Annotated in this window: 19 protein-coding genes and 1 tRNA gene; 7 read left to right on the top strand and 13 right to left on the bottom strand. The window is 60.8% G+C overall.

Annotated features, from left to right (window positions below):
- Positions 1-184 precede the first annotated feature (184 nt).
- From AC0R79_RS02620 to AC0R79_RS02640, 5 genes are all read right to left on the bottom strand, one after another.
- On the bottom strand, positions 185-1,420 hold the full coding sequence (locus AC0R79_RS02620) for a methyltransferase (protein WP_375744929.1): 1,236 nt from the start codon (positions 1,418-1,420) through the stop codon (positions 185-187).
- On the bottom strand, positions 1,401-2,090 hold the full coding sequence (locus AC0R79_RS02625; RefSeq protein ID WP_007952568.1) for an ABC transporter permease: 690 nt from the start codon (positions 2,088-2,090) through the stop codon (positions 1,401-1,403). Before AC0R79_RS02625 ends, AC0R79_RS02620 begins: the two co-directional genes overlap by 20 nt.
- Entirely contained in the window at positions 2,087-2,782 is a 696-nt protein-coding gene (locus tag AC0R79_RS02630) for an ABC transporter permease (RefSeq protein ID WP_007952567.1), read from the bottom strand. The genes AC0R79_RS02625 and AC0R79_RS02630 overlap by 4 nt, the downstream gene beginning before the upstream one ends.
- A gap of 78 nt (positions 2,783-2,860) precedes the next feature.
- The gene (locus AC0R79_RS02635; RefSeq protein WP_039764659.1) at positions 2,861-3,610 is read right to left on the bottom strand and encodes an ABC transporter substrate-binding protein; all 750 of its coding nucleotides are present in this window, start codon (positions 3,608-3,610) and stop codon (positions 2,861-2,863) included.
- 13 nt (positions 3,611-3,623) lie between these two features.
- Positions 3,624-4,397: an ABC transporter ATP-binding protein gene (locus AC0R79_RS02640; RefSeq protein ID WP_007897462.1), complete on the bottom strand. Its 774-nt coding sequence runs from the start codon at positions 4,395-4,397 to the stop codon at positions 3,624-3,626.
- 551 nt (positions 4,398-4,948) lie between these two features.
- On the opposite strand from AC0R79_RS02640, the gene gabP reads away from it, so the two are divergent.
- The gene (gabP, locus tag AC0R79_RS02645; RefSeq protein WP_007952562.1) at positions 4,949-6,340 is read left to right on the top strand and encodes a GABA permease; all 1,392 of its coding nucleotides are present in this window, start codon (positions 4,949-4,951) and stop codon (positions 6,338-6,340) included.
- Between the two features lie 70 nt (positions 6,341-6,410).
- Here the strand turns inward: gabP and AC0R79_RS02650 are convergent, their stop codons facing one another.
- The 3 genes from AC0R79_RS02650 to AC0R79_RS02660 are packed head-to-tail and all read right to left on the bottom strand — an operon-like array spanning position 6,411 to position 8,254.
- Positions 6,411-6,863, bottom strand: coding sequence for a hypothetical protein (locus AC0R79_RS02650; protein WP_085608645.1), 453 nt, complete (start codon positions 6,861-6,863; stop codon positions 6,411-6,413).
- A 6-nt stretch (positions 6,864-6,869) separates the two neighbouring features.
- Positions 6,870-7,283, bottom strand: coding sequence for a hypothetical protein (locus tag AC0R79_RS02655; protein WP_064592813.1), 414 nt, complete (start codon positions 7,281-7,283; stop codon positions 6,870-6,872).
- A 20-nt stretch (positions 7,284-7,303) separates the two neighbouring features.
- Positions 7,304-8,254, bottom strand: coding sequence for an alpha/beta hydrolase family protein (locus AC0R79_RS02660; protein ID WP_474733072.1), 951 nt, complete (start codon positions 8,252-8,254; stop codon positions 7,304-7,306).
- Positions 8,255-8,517: 263 nt separating this feature from the next.
- On the opposite strand from AC0R79_RS02660, the gene AC0R79_RS02665 reads away from it, so the two are divergent.
- Positions 8,518-8,967 (top strand): carboxypeptidase regulatory-like domain-containing protein, encoded by a 450-nt coding sequence (locus tag AC0R79_RS02665; RefSeq protein WP_474733074.1) that lies wholly within the window; start codon positions 8,518-8,520, stop codon positions 8,965-8,967.
- 5 nt (positions 8,968-8,972) lie between these two features.
- On the opposite strand, the gene AC0R79_RS02670 is transcribed toward AC0R79_RS02665, so the two are convergent.
- The 5 genes from AC0R79_RS02670 to AC0R79_RS02690 all read right to left on the bottom strand — a co-directional run bounded on the left by AC0R79_RS02670 (position 8,973) and on the right by AC0R79_RS02690 (position 13,177).
- Positions 8,973-9,302: a hypothetical protein gene (locus AC0R79_RS02670; protein ID WP_127796639.1), complete on the bottom strand. Its 330-nt coding sequence runs from the start codon at positions 9,300-9,302 to the stop codon at positions 8,973-8,975.
- Positions 9,303-9,438: 136 nt separating this feature from the next.
- Positions 9,439-9,514, bottom strand: a tRNA-Phe gene (locus AC0R79_RS02675).
- 104 nt (positions 9,515-9,618) lie between these two features.
- Positions 9,619-9,891 carry an oxidative damage protection protein gene (locus AC0R79_RS02680; RefSeq protein WP_007952551.1) on the bottom strand — a complete coding sequence of 91 codons (273 nt, stop codon included), beginning with the start codon at positions 9,889-9,891 and terminating at the stop codon, positions 9,619-9,621.
- The gene (gene mutY / locus AC0R79_RS02685; protein ID WP_007952550.1) at positions 9,888-10,955 is read right to left on the bottom strand and encodes an A/G-specific adenine glycosylase; all 1,068 of its coding nucleotides are present in this window, start codon (positions 10,953-10,955) and stop codon (positions 9,888-9,890) included. The genes AC0R79_RS02680 and mutY overlap by 4 nt, the downstream gene beginning before the upstream one ends.
- Positions 10,952-13,177, bottom strand: a complete 2,226-nt coding sequence (locus tag AC0R79_RS02690) for an AsmA family protein (protein ID WP_273901383.1) — start codon at positions 13,175-13,177, stop codon at positions 10,952-10,954. The genes mutY and AC0R79_RS02690 overlap by 4 nt, the downstream gene beginning before the upstream one ends.
- A gap of 355 nt (positions 13,178-13,532) precedes the next feature.
- Between AC0R79_RS02690 and AC0R79_RS02695 the strand changes: the two genes are divergently transcribed.
- From AC0R79_RS02695 to hisA, 5 genes are all read left to right on the top strand, one after another.
- Positions 13,533-15,197, top strand: a complete 1,665-nt coding sequence (locus AC0R79_RS02695) for an OFA family MFS transporter (protein WP_474733079.1) — start codon at positions 13,533-13,535, stop codon at positions 15,195-15,197.
- A gap of 271 nt (positions 15,198-15,468) precedes the next feature.
- Entirely contained in the window at positions 15,469-16,062 is a 594-nt protein-coding gene (gene hisB / locus AC0R79_RS02700; protein ID WP_007952547.1) for an imidazoleglycerol-phosphate dehydratase HisB, read from the top strand.
- Positions 16,062-16,700: an imidazole glycerol phosphate synthase subunit HisH gene (gene hisH, locus AC0R79_RS02705; protein WP_007952546.1), complete on the top strand. Its 639-nt coding sequence runs from the start codon at positions 16,062-16,064 to the stop codon at positions 16,698-16,700. The genes hisB and hisH overlap by 1 nt, the downstream gene beginning before the upstream one ends.
- Positions 16,701-16,961 (top strand): DUF2164 domain-containing protein, encoded by a 261-nt coding sequence (locus AC0R79_RS02710; RefSeq protein WP_011332018.1) that lies wholly within the window; start codon positions 16,701-16,703, stop codon positions 16,959-16,961.
- Between the two features lie 42 nt (positions 16,962-17,003).
- Positions 17,004-17,741 carry a 1-(5-phosphoribosyl)-5-[(5-phosphoribosylamino)methylideneamino]imidazole-4-carboxamide isomerase gene (gene hisA / locus AC0R79_RS02715; protein ID WP_003220753.1) on the top strand — a complete coding sequence of 246 codons (738 nt, stop codon included), beginning with the start codon at positions 17,004-17,006 and terminating at the stop codon, positions 17,739-17,741.
- Positions 17,742-17,743: the final 2 nt, after the last annotated feature.

Raw genomic sequence — 17,743 nt, forward strand, 5'->3', positions numbered from 1 at the left:
CTGAAGAGGGCGCGCTTAGGCAGGTTTTTGTGGACGGGTTCTCATTTGAGTCGCAAATCCCTGTTTTGCCGGTTTTTTATTTATGTGAACAAAAAATGACCAGCGCTGTTAATGGCCTGAAACGGCCGTGGATATTGGATCCACGATTAATCCATCAACAGAGTTATCCACAGGCTGTGAAAGATTAAACGCGTTCGGCCAGCAACAGGAAATTGCGCGGTGTGAGCGGCGCCTCGCAGAAGGTGCCGAGGCGTACGATGTATCCCTGTTCGGTGAGGAAAAGTGCCCGATCAAGATTCAGCCAAAGCTCCAGCGGCCGTCGGAACAGTCCGCGCAGCAATTCCAGGTTGCGAACTTCGGCCAATCGCTGCCAACCGGCGGCTTCCAGTGCTACCCAATCTGGCGAGCCAATTGTGGATAACTCTTTGAGCACCGCCAAATCGCAGCAGTAATCTGCGAAGGGTTTGTCCAGCCACGCGCTGGGCAGAGAAGGCGTTGGCAGGTATTCATCGACGCCCCGCACTTGCCGTTGCAGGAGGTCGAAGGCAAGTCGCCGGGCCATGGAAGTGTCACGCTGACGACGGACACGTGCACCGGCGGTGACGGTTTCACTCATCGGCAGCGAAAGATCTTCCAGCGACAGCTGTAGGGCGGAGCCCGCTACGGCGCAAGACAGAGCCTGATACTCGGTACGACTGATCCGGTTGTAGCAGCACGGTGCAATCGCCAATTGTCGGCAGTCAGCGGCGGAGGCCAGTTGCATCAGCCGAACATGCAGGTCGCCGCAAGCATGCAAGGCGACAGGGGTGTGTTCGGCGTTCAGCAATAAAGCGGTATTCGCAGCGAGCACATCCTGCTCCACATGCAGCGCATGCAGGTGATGCCGCTGACTCAGCGCCTGACCGCTGGCAACCAGCGCCGGGTCGTATTCCAGACAGGTGAGTTGCTGCCCAGCGCCGAGCAGACGCCGTCCCAAATGGCCTTTGCCCGAACACCAATCCAGCCAGTGCTTCGGTTGCGAGGCAAACGACAAGCGGCTGGCGAAGGCTTCGATCTGCTGCCATTTGCGTCCCGGCACATCGACATTCAAGCGATGACCGGCGGCTTCCAGCGAATGCGCAGGTAATTCACCGACCGAACCCAACTCAAGCGACAACGCCGCCAATGAAGCAAACGGCTCTGGCGCATCCAAGAGTTCGGCAGGTTGGTTGTGGGCGTTTTCCGCATCTTCCAGCGACCGTCCGCGTAGCCACGAGGCGAGTTCCGGGTAGGACGCTTCCCAAGGGAGTTGCAGATGAGTGAACGGGCGGGGTTTCCACAACGCCTGATGCGTTGTGAGAAATGCATCCAGTGCCGTGAAACGGGCGAGTAAGGCCTCGCCCGTCAGCACGTAGGAAGTATCAGCGCCCCTGGCACGCATCGACGCGCAGCCAGCGTTCCAGCAGCTTGAAGCCGCGAACCAGCACGTAAGCCATCACCAGGTAAAACACGCCGGCGGCGAAGAAGATTTCCACCGGCAAGTAAGTGCGGGCGATGATCGTGCGCGCCATGCCGGTCAGTTCCAGCAAGGTCACGGTGCTGGCCAGGGCGCTAGCCTTGAGCATCAGGATCACTTCGTTGCTGTAGGCCGGCAGGCCGATGCGCGCGGCACGCGGCAGGATGATGTAGAACAACGCTTTCGGCCGGGACATGCCCAACGCCCGCGCCGCTTCGATCTCGCCCGGCGGAATCGCCTGAATCGCACCACGCAGGATCTCGGCGATGTATGCCGCCGTATGCAGAGTCATGGTTGCGGTGGCGCACCAGAACGGATCGCGCAGATATGGCCACATCGAACTGTTACGGACCGCGTCGAACTGCGCCAGGCCGTAATAGACCAGGAACAACTGAACCAGCAACGGCGTACCACGGAAAAAGAAGATGTAGGCGTAGGGCAAAGCGCGCACGTACCACAGCTTCGAAGAACGGGCGATGCCCAGTGGAATCGCCAGCAGCAAGCCGGCGATCACGGCGATGGCCACCAGCTCCAGGGTCAGCGTCGCGCCTTGGGCCAGTTTCGGCAGCCACTTGATGATGACTTCCCAATTCATTGAGCGCTCCTCGCGAAGCCGCGTGCGGCGCGTTTTTCCAGCAGGTGCATGCCGATCATCGCCAGCACGGTCAGGCACAGGTACATGAGCGCCGCCACCATATAGAAGGTGAATGGCTGCTTGGACACGGTCACGCCGATCTGCGCGTGGCGCATGATTTCTTCCAGGCCGATGACCGACACCAGCGCGGTGTCTTTCATCAGGATCATGAACAGGTTGCCCAGGCCGGGCAGGGCGATGCGCCACATCTGCGGCATGATCAGTCGAGTGAAGATCCGCCATTTCGACAGGCCCAGGGCCACGCCGGCCTCACGGTGGCCTTTGGGAATGGCGAGGATCGCGCCACGAAATACTTCCGTGGCGTAGGCGCCGAAGCACAGGCCCAGCGCAATGACGCCGGCGGCGAACGCGCTGAGTTCAAGTTCGGGATTGCCGAGGAACTCACCGAGCGCGCGCATCGCGTTGACCGTACCGAAGTAGATCAACAGCACCCAGAGCAATTCCGGGACGCCGCGCACCAGGGTCGAATAGGTTCCGCCAAGCCATTGCAACGGCTTGTACGGGGAAGTCTTGGCCAAGGCGCCGAGCAGACCGAGCACCAGCCCCAGGCACAGGGCCGAGAGTGCCAGTTTGACGGTCATCAGCGCACCGGCGAAAAGCGCCGGGCCGAATCCGTAGAGGTCGATAATCATGGATTTCTTTTCAAATCGCGGCAGGCAAGGCCGGGGATCGGCGCCGTCATGTAACGGCGCCGATCCGGCAGGTCAGGATCAGTAGATGCTGAACGGGAAGTACTTGTCGTTGATTTTCTTGTAGGTGCCGTCGGCAACGATTTCCTTCAGCGCGGCGTTCAGCTTCTCGCGGATCGGGTCGCCTTTACGTACAGCGATACCGATCTTGTCGCTTTCTTCTACCGGGTCGCCCTTGAATTCATAGGCTTTGCCGGCGTCGCTTTTCAGCCACTCGTAGTTGACGTATTTGTCGGCGAGGATGCCGTCCAGACGACCGGAAGTCAGGTCGAGGTAGGCGTTTTCCTGGGTGTCGTACAGCTTGACGGTGATGTCGTCACCGAAGTTGTCTTCCAGGAAGGTGCCGGCCAGGGTCGCACGCTGGGCGCCGATCACTTTGCCTTTCAGCGCAGCCTTGTCGGTTTTGAAGTCGACGTTTTTCGGCGCGATGAATTGCAGCTTGTTGGAGTAGTACGGGTCGGTGAAGTCCACCGCTTGCTTGCGCTCGTCGGTGATCGACATCGAGGAGATCAGGAAGTCGAACTTCTTGGCGTTCAGGGCCGGGATGATGCCGTCCCAGTCCGAGGTAACCACGGAGCATTCAACTTTCATCTTGGCGCACAGAGCGTCGCCGATGTCTTTGTCGAAGCCGACGACGTTGCCGCTGGCGTCTTTGTTGTTGAACGGCGGGTAAGCCGCTTCGATGCCCATCTTCAGGGTCTCGGCCATGGCACCGGCGCTGAACGCGAGGGTGACGGCGGCGGCCAGGAAGACCTTTTTGTAGTTCTGCATGCGGGTAGCTCCGTTAGCGGTTGCTGGACATGAATTGTTTGCAGCGCGCCGAAAGCGGGTTTTCGAACACCTGCTGTGGCGATCCTTGCTCTTCTACCAGGCCCTGGTGGAGGAACACCACTTCGCTGGAGACCTGACGGGCGAAGCCCATTTCATGGGTCACGAGCAGCATGGTGCGGCCTTCTTCGGCCAATGCGCGGATGACATTAAGTACTTCCTGGACCATTTCCGGGTCAAGGGCGGAGGTGGGCTCGTCGAACAGGATCACCTTGGGCTGCATCGCCAGCGTACGGGCAATCGCCGCGCGCTGTTGCTGGCCGCCGGACAGTTGCGCCGGGTAGGCGTGGCGCTTGTCGGCGATGCCGACCTTGGCCAGCAGCGCTTCGGCCACTTCAATGGCTTCGGCCTTGCTCTGGCCGAGCACGCGGCGCGGAGCTTCGATGATGTTGTCGAGCACGCTCATGTGCGGCCACAGATTAAAGTTTTGAAACACAAAACCAATCTCGGAGCGCAGGCGATTGATCTGCTTGCCGTCGGCGGCAACCAGTTCGCCATTCTTGGCGGCCTTGAGCTTGAGTTCTTCCCCGGCGACCAGGATCTGGCCCTGATGCGGGTTTTCCAACAGGTTGATGCAACGCAGGAACGTGGACTTGCCGGAACCGGAGGAACCCAGGATCGAGATCACATCGCCGTCGCGGGCGGTCAGCGAGATGCCTTTGAGCACCTCAAGCTGTCCGTAGCGTTTGTGCAAGTTGCGGATTTCAAGCGCGGGCGTGGCCTCAGCCATGTGCGTTCCTCATATATGTTGCGCTCCTGCTGTTGGTTGGCCTTCCTGGCGAGGCGGCCAAGCTAGCATAGCGTTTCAATGGCAGCCAACAGCGCTACGAGCGGTAAACGGATGGCGTGTGGCAGGTTGTCGCATCGGCGCAGCAGACTGTCGCCCCATCAACAACCGAACGGGTGTTTGAACGTGGATTCCCGTGGGTGTCGCGTAAAAAAAGGCGCGATGTTGCCACCTTTGGCGGGGTGTTGGAAGCGCTAACCGGCCGAACGTTCCTCATTCGCCCTTTTATTGTGCATCCCGTACTTTTTCAGTGTGTTTCTGGTGCGCTGATTCGTTTGGAAGTGGGTCGCAGGGTAACGCTTTGGCGAAAGGCCAGTATTCTCAAGGACTTGCGATGACTGTCCGGTCGCGCTGAAAACCGCAGGCCAGAAGAGGTTGAAACATTTTGGCGCAATTATTGCGTGCAGAATCTGGAACGCCCCGTTGGTTTCTTTTTACGAGAAGGAAAACCAGACGGGACGGACTGAATCGCTTTCCTCGCAAAGGTAGTTTCAATGAGCAGTACCCAAAGCTCCAATGGCCTCGAACAGGGGCTCAAACCGCGTCATGTGACCATGCTGTCGATCGCCGGGGTGATCGGTGCAGGTCTGTTCGTAGGCTCCGGCCACGCCATCGCCGCTGCCGGTCCCGCTGTTCTGCTGGCTTACGCCGCTGCTGGCGCGCTGGTTGTGCTGGTGATGCGCATGCTCGGCGAAATGGCTGTTGCCTCGCCTGACACTGGCTCGTTCTCGACTTACGCCGACCGCGCTATCGGCCATTGGGCCGGTTTCACCATCGGCTGGCTGTACTGGTGGTTCTGGGTCTTGGTGATTCCTCTGGAAGCCAACGCCGCCGCAACCATCCTGCACGCGTGGTTCCCGGGGGTAGATATCTGGGCCTTCGCGCTGATCATCACCATGCTGCTGACGGTGACCAACCTGTTCAGCGTGAAAAACTACGGTGAGTTCGAATTCTGGTTCGCCCTGCTCAAAGTCGTGGCGATCATCGGTTTCATCATCCTCGGCGTCGCAGCCATTTTCGGCTTCCTGCCGAACAGCCAGGTCAGCGGCGTGTCGCACATCTTCGACACCCAGGGTTTCCTGCCGAACGGCATGGGCGCAGTGCTGGGCGCGATCCTGACCACCATGTTCTCCTTCATGGGTACCGAGATCGTGACCATCGCGGCCGCGGAATCGAAGAACCCTGGCAAGCAGATCTCCAAGGCCACCAACTCGGTGATCTGGCGGATCGGCCTGTTCTACCTCGTGTCGATCTTCATCGTTGTGGCCCTGGTGCCATGGAACGACCCGGTTCTGGCCAGCGTCGGTTCTTACCAGACCGTGCTTGAGCGCATGGGCATCCCGAACGCCAAGATGATCGTCGACATCGTGGTTCTGGTGGCTGTGACCAGCTGCCTGAACTCGGCGCTGTACACCTCTTCGCGGATGCTGTTCTCCCTCGGCAAGCGTGGCGATGCGCCGGCCATGGCAACCCGCACCAACAAGAGCGGCACGCCTTACTGGGCGGTGATGCTGTCCACCGGCGCGGCGTTCCTGTGCACCTTCGCCAACTACGTGGCCCCGGCTGCGGTGTTCGAGTTCCTGCTGGCCAGCTCCGGCGCCATCGCGCTGCTGGTGTACCTGGTGATCGCGATTTCGCAACTGCGCATGCGTAAACAACGCATGGCTCGCGGCGAGAAAATCGTCTTCAGCATGTGGCTGTTCCCGGGCCTGACCTACGCGGTGATCGTATTCATCGTCGCGGCCCTGACCATCATGCTGTTCCAGGACGCCCACCGCGTGGAAATCCTCGCGACCGGCCTGCTCAGCCTGCTGGTGGTTGCTGCCGGTCTGCTGGTGGCCCGCCGCCGCAATCTGGAAAAGCGTGGCGCCGCGGTCCTGAACTGATCCGCAACGCGTAACGCAAAACGGCCGCTGTCAGTGATGACAAGCGGCCGTTTTTGTTACTGCGAGCGGTTTATTCGCTCTTCTCTTCCTGCGCTTCCACCGACTGACCGTAGGTGTCCAGCGCAATCCCGAAATCGCTGATGAACTCCGGTTCGCTCAGCCAGGCCTGGGCGGTCTCGCGATCCATGCCGTCGGCCCACATGCGGTAGTCGATCAGCATGTCGGCGGCCAGGTGAGTGGCGGCCATGCCTTCGTTCTCGGCGTTTTCCATGTCCAGCAGTTCAGGATGATCAACGATGATGAATGCCAACTCGCGGAGCAGCGTCAGCAGCATTTCGTTGCGGCTGACGGCTTCGGCGTCGCGCATCTTGCTGAACATCGCCAGGGTGTATTCCGGGATCGGCTCGGCGAGGTGACCGAGGTCATCGTCCTGCGCCAGAGGTTTGCGACCGACCATGCGGATTTGCTTGGCTTTGGCCTTGGCGCGTTTGGCGCGTTTCTGCTGCTTGTTCAGGGATGCCATGGGAACTCAGTTTTTCTGTTGGGTTTGTGCGGCGATTGCGTCGGACGCGGCCACATAGTCTTTCTGGAAGTCTGGGGATTCAATCCACGCCAAGGCACCAGCTTCGTCGGTCTCGGTGGCCCACTGGCGGTACTCGATCAGCGCGGCGAGGATGAAGTCCATTGCGCCTTCTTCGCCTTCCTGCTCGTACACCAGCTCCAGCAGCGGGTCTTCGAGGAACGCGGTGCACAGGGCCTGCTGGCTGATCTTCTCGGCGTCGATCATTTTCTTGAACAGTTCGGTCAGGTCCACCGACTCGAAATCGATGCGGTCGTCGTTCGGGTCCAGCTCGACCGGCGCTTCCGCGCGTTTGGTGCGGTTCTGCTTGGCCTTGGTCTTGGCCCGGGCGGCGCGTTTTTGCTGCTTGTTGGCGGAAGCCATGGTGTGTGTTCCGTGGTGCGTTAAAGGGCTTGGCTGCGTGGGATTTCGCGCCCCGGTGTGTCGGGGGCCAGTTCGCCGGTCTGCAGCCAGGTCAGAGCGATGGGCCATAGTGTGGCTTGGTATGCGCTGCGAAAAAAGGCGAAATGTCCGACTTGCTGTTCGTCAATGTCCTGCGGCTCGATTCGCAGGTGGGTCTTTTGCGCGTTGTGGAAGTAAGCGAGCAGGCGTTCGATGGCGGGAATCGTGCCGTAGGGATCGTCGCTGATGCTGATTGCCAGGGCTCTGGCCCGAACGTTGGCGAAAGGTAATTCGGCCATCGCTTTACCGCTCGGACGCCGCTCATAACGTGCGTCAGGCGTGCTCCAGTCGCGCACCACGCCGGCGGGCGTGTCTTCCAGCCAGCCGAGTCGCTTGCCCGGAAAGTAGCCACACAACAGTGTGACCAGCGGCATCAGCAGGTGCCATTTGCCGAACATCCGCCAGCGGTGCTCGGGCGCGTAATCGCGCCAGTAAGCGAACTGCGCGCCGACCGTCACCAGTCGTCGGATTATCTTTCCGGACGTCCCCAGACCTGCTGCGCAGCCGCCGAAGCTGTGCCCGACCACATCGATCGGCTGCCCGGGAAACTCCCGCTGCGCGCGCTTGAGCATCGCCTCGAAATCCAGCGCGCCCCAATCCGTCCACGAAGCCTGCAAATGCCTCATCGACTTCGGCCGCGATTCGCCAATACCCCGGTAGTCGTAAATGATCACGTCAAAGCCGTTGGCGAACAGGTACGCCGCGAAGCGCGAGTAGTGGCGACAGCGCACGGACGTGGCGGCGTTGATGATCACCACCGGGCGCAGTGGGTCGGGCGAAGCGTGGCGCCAGGTGAAACCGCCGAGCAGATAGCCGTCGGCGGCGGGCTCGTGAAAGGGCTCGCTTTCTGCTGACAGCTGACCGAGTGGCAGCGTCGCGCTTTGTAGGTTCATGGCGATCCAGACTTTCGGGGACGGGTCGAGGATGAACTTCAAGCGGGTGGGTATGCAACGAATTGGAACGCAGTGAGTACCCAATTCGCAGGCTGATCAGGCAATCGCTGATTCGAGACGCAATGCGGCGCGAATCGTCGGTGGAGTTTCTGTAGTCCTTTTCGTATCAACCGCAACTCCCAATCGTTCTAAAACCCACCCCGCGAGACAGAATCTAAAAAGAGGTAACGATTGGGTTCCGCGAGAACCCGGGAGTCGTCCTCATGAAACGCGTTCTTTCATTCGTGCTGCCCCTTGCCGCTGCGGCGGTGCTGCTGTTTCCGATTATGGCGCAGGCTGAAAGTCTGGAGCCGATCAACAATTCCGCTGTGCAGGTTCAGCAGCAAGAGCAAAACGGTGTTCGCTATCTGGCCGGCGGGATTGGCGAAGATGAGTCGAAAGCCATTCAGCAATCCGCTGGCTACAACCTGCATATGACGTTCGCCGTCGGCATGCAAAACCAGTACACCGCCGATGTCGACGTGATGATTCAAAAAGCCCCCGGCCAGACCGTGCTGACGCTGAATCAGACCGGGCCATTGGTGTACGTGCAGTTGCCGCCCGGCAAGTACACGGTCGTCGCGACCCGCAATGGTGAAACGCGCCGGGATGCGGCGGAAATTGGCGGCGGTGCCGCGCGCAATCTGGTGTTCCACTGGAACGACAACAGCTAGTGGCGTTACCGGTCGCGCCGGGAAGGCGCGACCGTCGCAGTGCGGCCCAGCCAGATCAATAACGACGCGGCGCCCGACAGGAATAGGGCGAGGAGGCAATGCGTGGCGACGGCAAACCAGAAGCTGGCGGGTTGTGTGGTCAGCGAATACACGGCGAAGCGTTTGCCGCGTGCCATGTTGCCGATGCGTCCCTGAATCAGACCGTTCACCGTTTCGTAGGCGATCAGGCCGATACACAGGATCAGCACCAGCCCGAGCGCGATCATCAGCCAGTCGGTGCGTTTTACGGGGGGTGCGGGGTGGGGCAGGGGAACGCGAGTTCTTTTCTGGTTCATTGCGGGGATAGCCCTCTTCCATAAGGGTTGAGCAACGTATCGCGAATTCCGGCCTGCAAGAAGGGCGGAATCGTGCCGTCATCAAATCGCAGGCATAAAAAAACCCTGAATCTTGCGATTCAGGGTTTTCGGTATTTGGTGCCCAGAGACGGAATCGAACCGCCGACACGGGGATTTTCAATCCCCTGCTCTACCGACTGAGCTATCTGGGCAACGGGGCGCATTAAAAGGGTTTTTCGGATTTACGTCAACGACTTTTTTAAAATTTCTTAAATTAATTCCGTCGCTTACGATCCGCCCCCCGATTTCGCGGGGTTTACTCTGCAGGCGGAACGTAGCCTTCGGCCTGAGCGTATTCCTCACCGGAGAAGTACTTGTCCATTTCGCCCTGAAGAAATTTGCGGTCTTCGGCGTTCATCATGTTCAGGCGTTTTTCGTTGATCAGCAGGGTCTGGTGTTTCTGCCAGTCAGCCCAGGCCTTGGCCGAGACGTGTTCGAAGATGTCCTGGCCCTTGGCGCCCGGGTACGGTGGGCGCTCCAGACCTTCGAGTTGTTCTTTGTACTTGCGGCACATTACGGTGCGGGTCATGTCGACTCTCCTGCATTCAAGACGGCGGCCGCGCGTTCGAGCAAGGTCTTGACCGGGGCGGCGAGGCCCAGGCGCGGCGGGGTGGCGAGGTTATACCAGAGCCAGTCGGCCTCGGCCACGTGACCGCCGGCTTCCTGTACCTGAACCAGCCAGGGTTCGATGGACAGCTGGAAGTGGCTGAAGGTGTGGACAAGGCTCGGCAGCGCCTGCTGCTCGCCCAGTTCCAGCGAGTGCTGCGCGGCGAGGTGTTGCAGGTCGTCGAGGTCGTCGAGTTCCGGCAGGCTCCACAAACCGCCCCACAATCCGCTGGACGGGCGGCGATAAAGCAGAATCGCGCCGTCCTCGTTGGCCAGCAGCGGCATCAGCGTGCGTTTCTGCGGGATGGCCTTGCGGGGCTTGGGGATCGGGTAACGCGTCTCCAGGCCAAGCATGTGCGCTTCGCAGCCCTTTTCCAGCGGACACAGCAGGCAGCTCGGCTTGCTGCGGGTGCAGAGCGTGGCGCCCAGATCCATCATCGCCTGGGTGTAGGCGTTGACCCGATCCTGCGGCGTGAAGCGCTCGGCGTTGGCCCACAGCTGCTTGGCGACCTTCGGCTCGCCGGGGTAGCCCTCCTGCGCGGTAAAGCGCGCCAGCACCCGTTTGACGTTGCCGTCGAGAATCGGCGCGCGCAGGCCCATGCTGATGCTGGCGATCGCGCCCGCAGTGGACAGGCCGATGCCCGGCAAATCCGTGAGCTTCTCGACATCCCGGGGAAACTCGCCGCCGTACTGGCTGACGACAATCTTCGCGGTCTTCTGCAGATTGCGCGCGCGGGTGTAGTAACCCAGCCCCGTCCACAGGTGCAGCACTTCGTCCTCCGGCGCTTCGGCCAGGGCCTCGACCGTCGGCAGCGCGGCCATGAACCGGTCGAAGTAATTGAGCACGGTGCTGACCTGGGTCTGCTGCAACATGATCTCGGACACCCACACCCGGTACGGGTTGATGTTCTGTTGCCAGGGCAAATCATGGCGGCCGTGGCGGTCGAACCATTCCAGCACCGCCGTGGAAAACTGCTCCGCTCTCATCGCTTGAACAGCCCCTTCAATGCGTTTTTCAGTTCCGGGCTGACTTTGTCACCCAGCTTCTCGTCGATTTTTTCGCTGATCTTGTCGCCGGCCAGTTTGGTCGCGACCTGGCCCATGCGTTCGTTGTCCACGCGGCAGGCCTTGGCGCCCAGTTCCAGCGGGCCACGGCAACGCAGCGGCCATTCGATGCCGACGAATTTGTCACCTACCTGGCAGGCCGGGTCCGGCATAGCGCTGGTGTCGCCTTCGACGATGATGCCGACGCGATAGTCCATGCCCAGCACCTTGAGGTCGATATCGCCGTCACCGTTGACGCTCATGCCGGGGATGCGCACTTTCAGGTCCGGGTTGCTGGCCACGCCGTTGCGGAAGGTCAGGTTGCCCTTGAGCTCCTGGAACGGCGTGTCCTTGCCGCGCGGCTCGCCGCTCAGGGATTTGCGGTTGAGGGTGGCGATGCCCTTGCACAGTTGCTGCTCAAGGTTGGCGTTGAGCAGCACGCCGTTGTTGATCACGAAACTGGCGTTGCCATTGAGGGTTTCGATCAGCGCCTGCTGGCTGTTGCCGCTGCCGGTGACGGTGCTGGTGAGATTGACCAGACCTTTGACCGGCGGATTCTTGCCCTGGCTTTCGAGGATTTTCTCCACCGGCACCCGGTTGATCCGGGTCTGCAGGTTCAGTACCGGAGCGGTCTGGCGCACGTCCAGCGTGCCCTTGGCTTCGAAGTCGCCGTTGTACAGCTCGCCGCGCAGATTCTCCAGGGTCAGCAGGCCGCCCTGGCCGGTGGCTTTCAGTGCGGCGTTCTGAATTGGCAGCTTGTCGAGAGTCAACTGGCCGAAGGTCAGGTCGGCGTTCACGTCGAGCTTGCTCAGGCGCTCGACAGGGAACAGGCGCTCGGTGCTCCAGGCGCTTTTGCTCGGTTTTTCCGGCAGCGGTGTGCTGCCGGCACCGGCCATCGCATCGGCCTCGGTGCTGGCGACTTCGGCCTGACGAACCTGCGTGGCGTTGTTGGCTTTTTCCGATTTCGGCGGCAGGTAGCGGTCGACGTTGAAGGTGTCGGCCTTAAGGACTGCCCGCAGCGATTGCTTGGCGAAATCTTCGACGGCGATGCGGCCGCTGAAGCTGCTGTCGTCGAGTTTCAGGTTGATGTTGTCCAGCGCCACGCTGGTTGGCGTCGCGGCGACACGGCTGACCAGTTCAACCTTGCTCAGGCTGCCTTCGGCCATGGCCGGCAAGGTCTGACCGATGCTGTCGACGAATTTCGCCAGGTCGAACTGGGCGATGGAAATCCCGCCGGTGATCTGTGGCGTCTTGTCCAGGTCATTGGCCTTCAACTCGCCCAAGGCGCGCAACTGATTGACCGAAAGCTTGATGCCGGTCCATTCGGCGACGTTGGCGGCCTTGTCCAGCAACAGTTGGCCTTGGGCGGCGAAGGTCACGGTCTTGCCTTGCAGCGGATCGCCGGCGACTTCGCCGGACAGCTTCAGGTCTTCGAACTTGTAGCGTTGCAGGGCGCGCTCGAAGCGCAGCTCGCCGTTGAGCTCGGTGCGCACCCGCAGCACTGGCTGGTTGGTGCCGAGGAACGCGGTGGCCTTGACCGGGATGTTGGTCGAATCGTGAACAGCGCCGGTGCTCAGCTGGATGCTTTCGGCGCTGAATTGCTTGCCGGTCAGCTCGTCGTTGTATTCCACGCGGGCGTTGTTGACGGTCAGGCTGTCGATGTCGAGGCGGATCGGCTGGGCCGGTTTTTCCGGTTGCGCAGGGGCCTCGGGGGCGGTTTCGGCCGTGGTGGTCGGCGCTGGTGTGCTGCCGGCCTTGGGCGGCACCTTGCCGATGTCTTCCCAGTTGCCGTGACCATTCTTGTCACGATTCAGGCGCAGGTTCAGGCCTTCGACGCGTACGTCGCTCATCTGCACTTCGCGGCGCAGCAGCGGCAGCACGCGCACGGACAGGCCGAGCATCTGCAGGTCGGCGAACGGTTCGGCAGGCTTGGCCAGGGTCGCGACGCTGGCCTCGTGCAGTTCCAGGCCGAGCCACGGGAACAGGCTCCAGCCGATGTCGCCATTGAGCGTCAGCTCGATGTGGGCCTTGTCGCGGGCAATCTGGCGGATCTCGTCTTTGTAGTCGTTGGGATCAAACAGGTGGGTCAGGGCGAAGCCCGCCGCCACAATGATCAGCAACAGCCCGAGAAGTACCAGACCCAGGATTTTGCCGAACGCTTTCATGGGCGAGTCCTTGTAAGTAGTCGAATTCGTAATTTAGCCGGGGAGTATAGCGCTGCATCAACCTGCGCTGTTGCGGTGTCCCGTGCAGCCTGCTGAACCGTGATGTACAGCGCTTCGACAACGATCGGCATCGGGGTTCCCCGGCATCAGGAGATCAGATGACTCAAAAAAGGTGATATCAGTTTGGTTTTTCTGTCACGTGCAAATGGTAACCTTCGCCCGTTCGTCCGCCCATCTGCGACTTAACGTCGCGCTTTCAAGGAGCTTCACCCGCAAAAAACGGTCATGCCTGCGTGCATAAAGGCCGGGGGTGAGCAGTGGCTGGCGAACCATACTAATAATTGGGGGATACACAATGAGCACGACCATTACGGCGGACGGCCTCAAAGCCGATCAGCCCGGGTTCCTGTCCAAGGAACGCATCATCGCCAAGCCCGGTTTCAACCGTTGGCTGGTCCCGCCGGCCGCTCTGGCCATTCACCTGTGCATCGGCATGGCCTACGGCTTCTCGGTGTTCTGGTTGCCGCTGTCCAAGGCGCTGGGCGTAACCGCTCCGGTGGCTTGCGCACCGGACATGAGCTTCATCGCACAAGTCTTCTCGTCGCAATGCGACTGGCCGATCTCCATGCTCGGCTGGATCTACACCCTGTTCTTCATCTTCCTCGGCTGCTCGGCAGCGATCTGGGGTGGCTGGCTTGAACACGCCGGGCCACGCAAGGCCGGCGTTGTATCGGCACTGTGCTGGTGCGGTGGTCTGCTGATTTCCGCACTGGGTATCTATACCCACCAGATCTGGCTGATGTGGATCGGCTCCGGCGTGATCGGCGGTATCGGTCTGGGCCTGGGCTACATTTCGCCGGTGTCGACCCTGATCAAGTGGTTCCCGGACAAGCGCGGCATGGCGACCGGCATGGCGATCATGGGTTTCGGCGGTGGTGCGATGGTCGGTGCTCCGCTGGCAACCGCTCTGATGAGCCATTTCGCTTCGCCGGCTGGCGTGGGCGTGTGGCAGAGCTTCGTGGCCATGGCTGCGATCTACTTCGTGTTCATGATCGGTGGCGCCTTGGCCTACCGCGTACCGCCAACCGGCTGGAAGCCTGAAGGCTGGACCGCTCCGGCTAAGAAAGCCTCGAACGCGATGATCACCCACCGTCACGTTCACGTGAATGTGGCGTGGAAAACCCCGCAATTCCGTCTGGTGTGGCTGGTGCTGTGCCTGAACGTGTCTGCCGGTATCGGCATCCTCGGCATGGCTTCGCCATTGTTGCAGGAAGTGTTCGGCGGCAAGCTGCTGGGTAACGATCTGCCGTTCGGTCAGCTGGACGCCGCTCAACTGGCTTCCATCGCTGCCATTGCAGCCGGTTTCACCGGTCTGCTGAGCCTGTTCAACATCGGCGGTCGTTTCTTCTGGGCGTCGTTCTCGGATTACCTGGGCCGCAAGAACACTTACTTCGTGTTCTTCGCGCTGGGTTTTGCGCTGTACGCACTGATCCCGAACCTCGGCCACCTGGGCAACGTTGCGCTGTTCGTGGCGGCGTTCTGCATCATCCTGTCGATGTACGGCGGTGGTTTTGCGACCGTTCCAGCGTATCTGGCCGACCTGTTCGGTACGCAGATGGTGGGCGCGATCCACGGTCGTCTGCTGACTGCCTGGGCTGCTGCTGGCGTGCTGGGTCCGGTGCTGGTGAACTATCTGCGTGAGTATCAGCTGAGCATCGGTGTTGAACGCGCCGCCGCTTACGACATCACCCTGTACATCCTCGCCGGCCTGCTGGTGCTGGGCTTCCTGTGCAACCTGCTGGTGCGCCCGGTGGCCGACAAGTACTTCATGACCGACGCCGAACTGGCCGCCGAACAGGCGCTGGGCCACGACAAGGGTGCTGACGCCAGCACCGTGCTGGAGTGGAAAGCCGCGCCGGGCAGCAAGCCATTGGCGATCGCTGCGTGGCTGGTGGTAGGGATTCCGTTGGCGTGGGGTGTGTGGGTGACCCTGCAGAAGACGGCGGTTCTGTTTCACTAAGTTCGTTTACACCTGATCGTTCCCACGCTCTGCGTGGGAATGTCTCCCTGTGACGCTCTGCGTCACATTCGAAGTGGACGCAGAGCGTCCGGGGCTGCACTCCCACGCAGAGCGTGGGAGCGATCAGTGCCTTTCAATGCTTGTATGGACATGTCTATCCCCGACAGCACGGGGTTCTATCCGTCAGTCATATCACCTCTCGTGTTTCTGTTTCTGCCCCGCGCCCCTATAATGGCTGCCTTTTTCGCCCAATGATTTTGCGGAGCTGGTGATGGCCGAACGTAAGGCGTCTGTCGAGCGCGACACTCTGGAAACCCAGATCAAAGCCTCGATCAACCTTGATGGCACCGGAAAGGCCCGATTCAATATCGGTGTTCCTTTTCTTGAGCACATGCTGGATCAGATCGCCCGTCACGGGTTGATCGACCTGGATATCGAATGCAAGGGCGATCTGCATATCGACGACCACCATACGGTGGAAGACGTCGGTATCACCCTCGGCCAGGCCTTCGCGCAAGCCATTGGCGACAAGAAAGGCATCCGTCGCTATGGCCACGCCTACGTGCCGCTCGATGAAGCGCTGTCGCGCGTGGTGATCGACTTCTCCGGCCGCCCAGGCCTGCAGATGCACGTGCCGTACACCCGCGCCACCGTTGGCGGCTTCGACGTCGACCTGTTCCAGGAGTTCTTCCAGGGCTTCGTCAACCACGCGCTGGTCAGCCTGCACATCGACAACCTGCGCGGCACCAACACCCACCACCAGATCGAAACCGTGTTCAAGGCATTCGGCCGCGCGCTGCGCATGGCCGTCGAGCTGGATGACCGCATGGCCGGCCAGATGCCTTCGACCAAAGGCGTCCTGTAATGCAGACGGTTGCAGTTATCGATTACGGCATGGGCAACCTGCACTCGGTGGCCAAGGCACTCGAGCACGTCGGTGCCGGCAAGGTGCTGATCACCAGCGATGCAGCAGTGATCCGCGAAGCCGACCGTGTGGTTTTCCCAGGCGTCGGCGCGATTCGCGATTGCATGGCGGAGATCCGTCGCCTCGGTTTCGATTCGCTGGTGCGTGAAGTTAGCCAGGATCGTCCGTTCCTCGGCATCTGCGTCGGCATGCAAGCCTTGCTCGACAGCAGCGAAGAGAACGACGGCGTCGACTGCATCGGCCTGTTCCCGGGCGCGGTGAAGTTCTTCGGCAAAGACCTGCATGAAGACGGCGAACACCTGAAAGTCCCGCACATGGGCTGGAACGAAGTGAAGCAGGCGGTGGATCACCCGCTGTGGCACAACATTCCGGACCTGGCGCGTTTCTACTTCGTGCACAGCTACTACATCGCCGCCGGTAACCCGCGGCAGGTGGTCGGCAGCGGTCATTACGGTGTCGATTTCGCCGCGGCGCTGGCCGAAGGTTCGCGTTTCGCCGTGCAGTTCCACCCGGAGAAAAGCCATACCCATGGCCTGCAATTGCTGCAGAACTTCGCCGCGTGGGACGGTCGCTGGTAAATGGCCGTCAAGAAATCCAAGCCGCCGATCCTGACCCTCACTCCCGAGCAGGAGAGCGAGGCCAACCGCAAGATTCAGCGGTTCATGGAGGATCGTTTCGAACTGGACCTGGGTTCGTTCGAGGCGGCGGAAATTCTTGAGCTGTTTACCCGCGAAATTGCTCCGCACTATTACAACAGGGCGATTTTCGATGTGCAGACCCACCTCAAGGAGCGGTTTGAAAGCATCGAAAGCGACCTGTGGGCGCTCGAGAAAAACTGATTTCCGAGCCAAGCTGAACATTCAAATTTGAAGGTTTGCCAGATGCTGATTATTCCCGCTATCGATCTTAAAGACGGTGCCTGCGTACGTCTGCGCCAGGGCCGCATGGAAGATTCCACAGTGTTCTCCGATGACCCGGTGAGCATGGCTGCCAAGTGGGTGGAGGGCGGCTGCCGCCGTCTGCATCTGGTCGACCTGAACGGCGCTTTCGAAGGCCAGCCGGTCAACGGCGAAGTGGTGACCGCGATCGCCAAGCGCTACCCGACCCTGCCGATCCAGATCGGCGGCGGCATCCGTTCGCTGGAAACCATCGAGCACTACGTCAAGGCGGGCGTCAGCTACGTGATCATCGGCACCAAAGCGGTGAAGGATCCAGCGTTCGTCGCTGAAGCCTGCCGCGCGTTCCCGGGCAAGATCATCGTTGGCCTCGATGCCAAAGACGGTTTTGTCGCCACCGATGGCTGGGCTGAAATCAGCACCGTGCAGGTCATCGACCTGGCCAAGCAATTTGAAGCCGACGGCGTGTCCTCGATCGTTTATACCGACATCGCCAAAGACGGCATGATGCAGGGCTGCAACGTTCCGTTCACCGCTGCGCTCGCTGCTGCCACCAAGATCCCGGTGATCGCTTCCGGCGGCATTCACAACCTGGGTGACATCAAGTCGCTGCTCGACGCCAAGGCACCGGGCATCATCGGCGCCATCACCGGCCGGGCGATCTATGAAGGCACTCTCGACGTCGCCGAAGCGCAAGCTTTCTGCGATTCGTACCAAGGCTGAGG

This window comes from Pseudomonas sp. HD57-3, assembly GCF_056113135.1.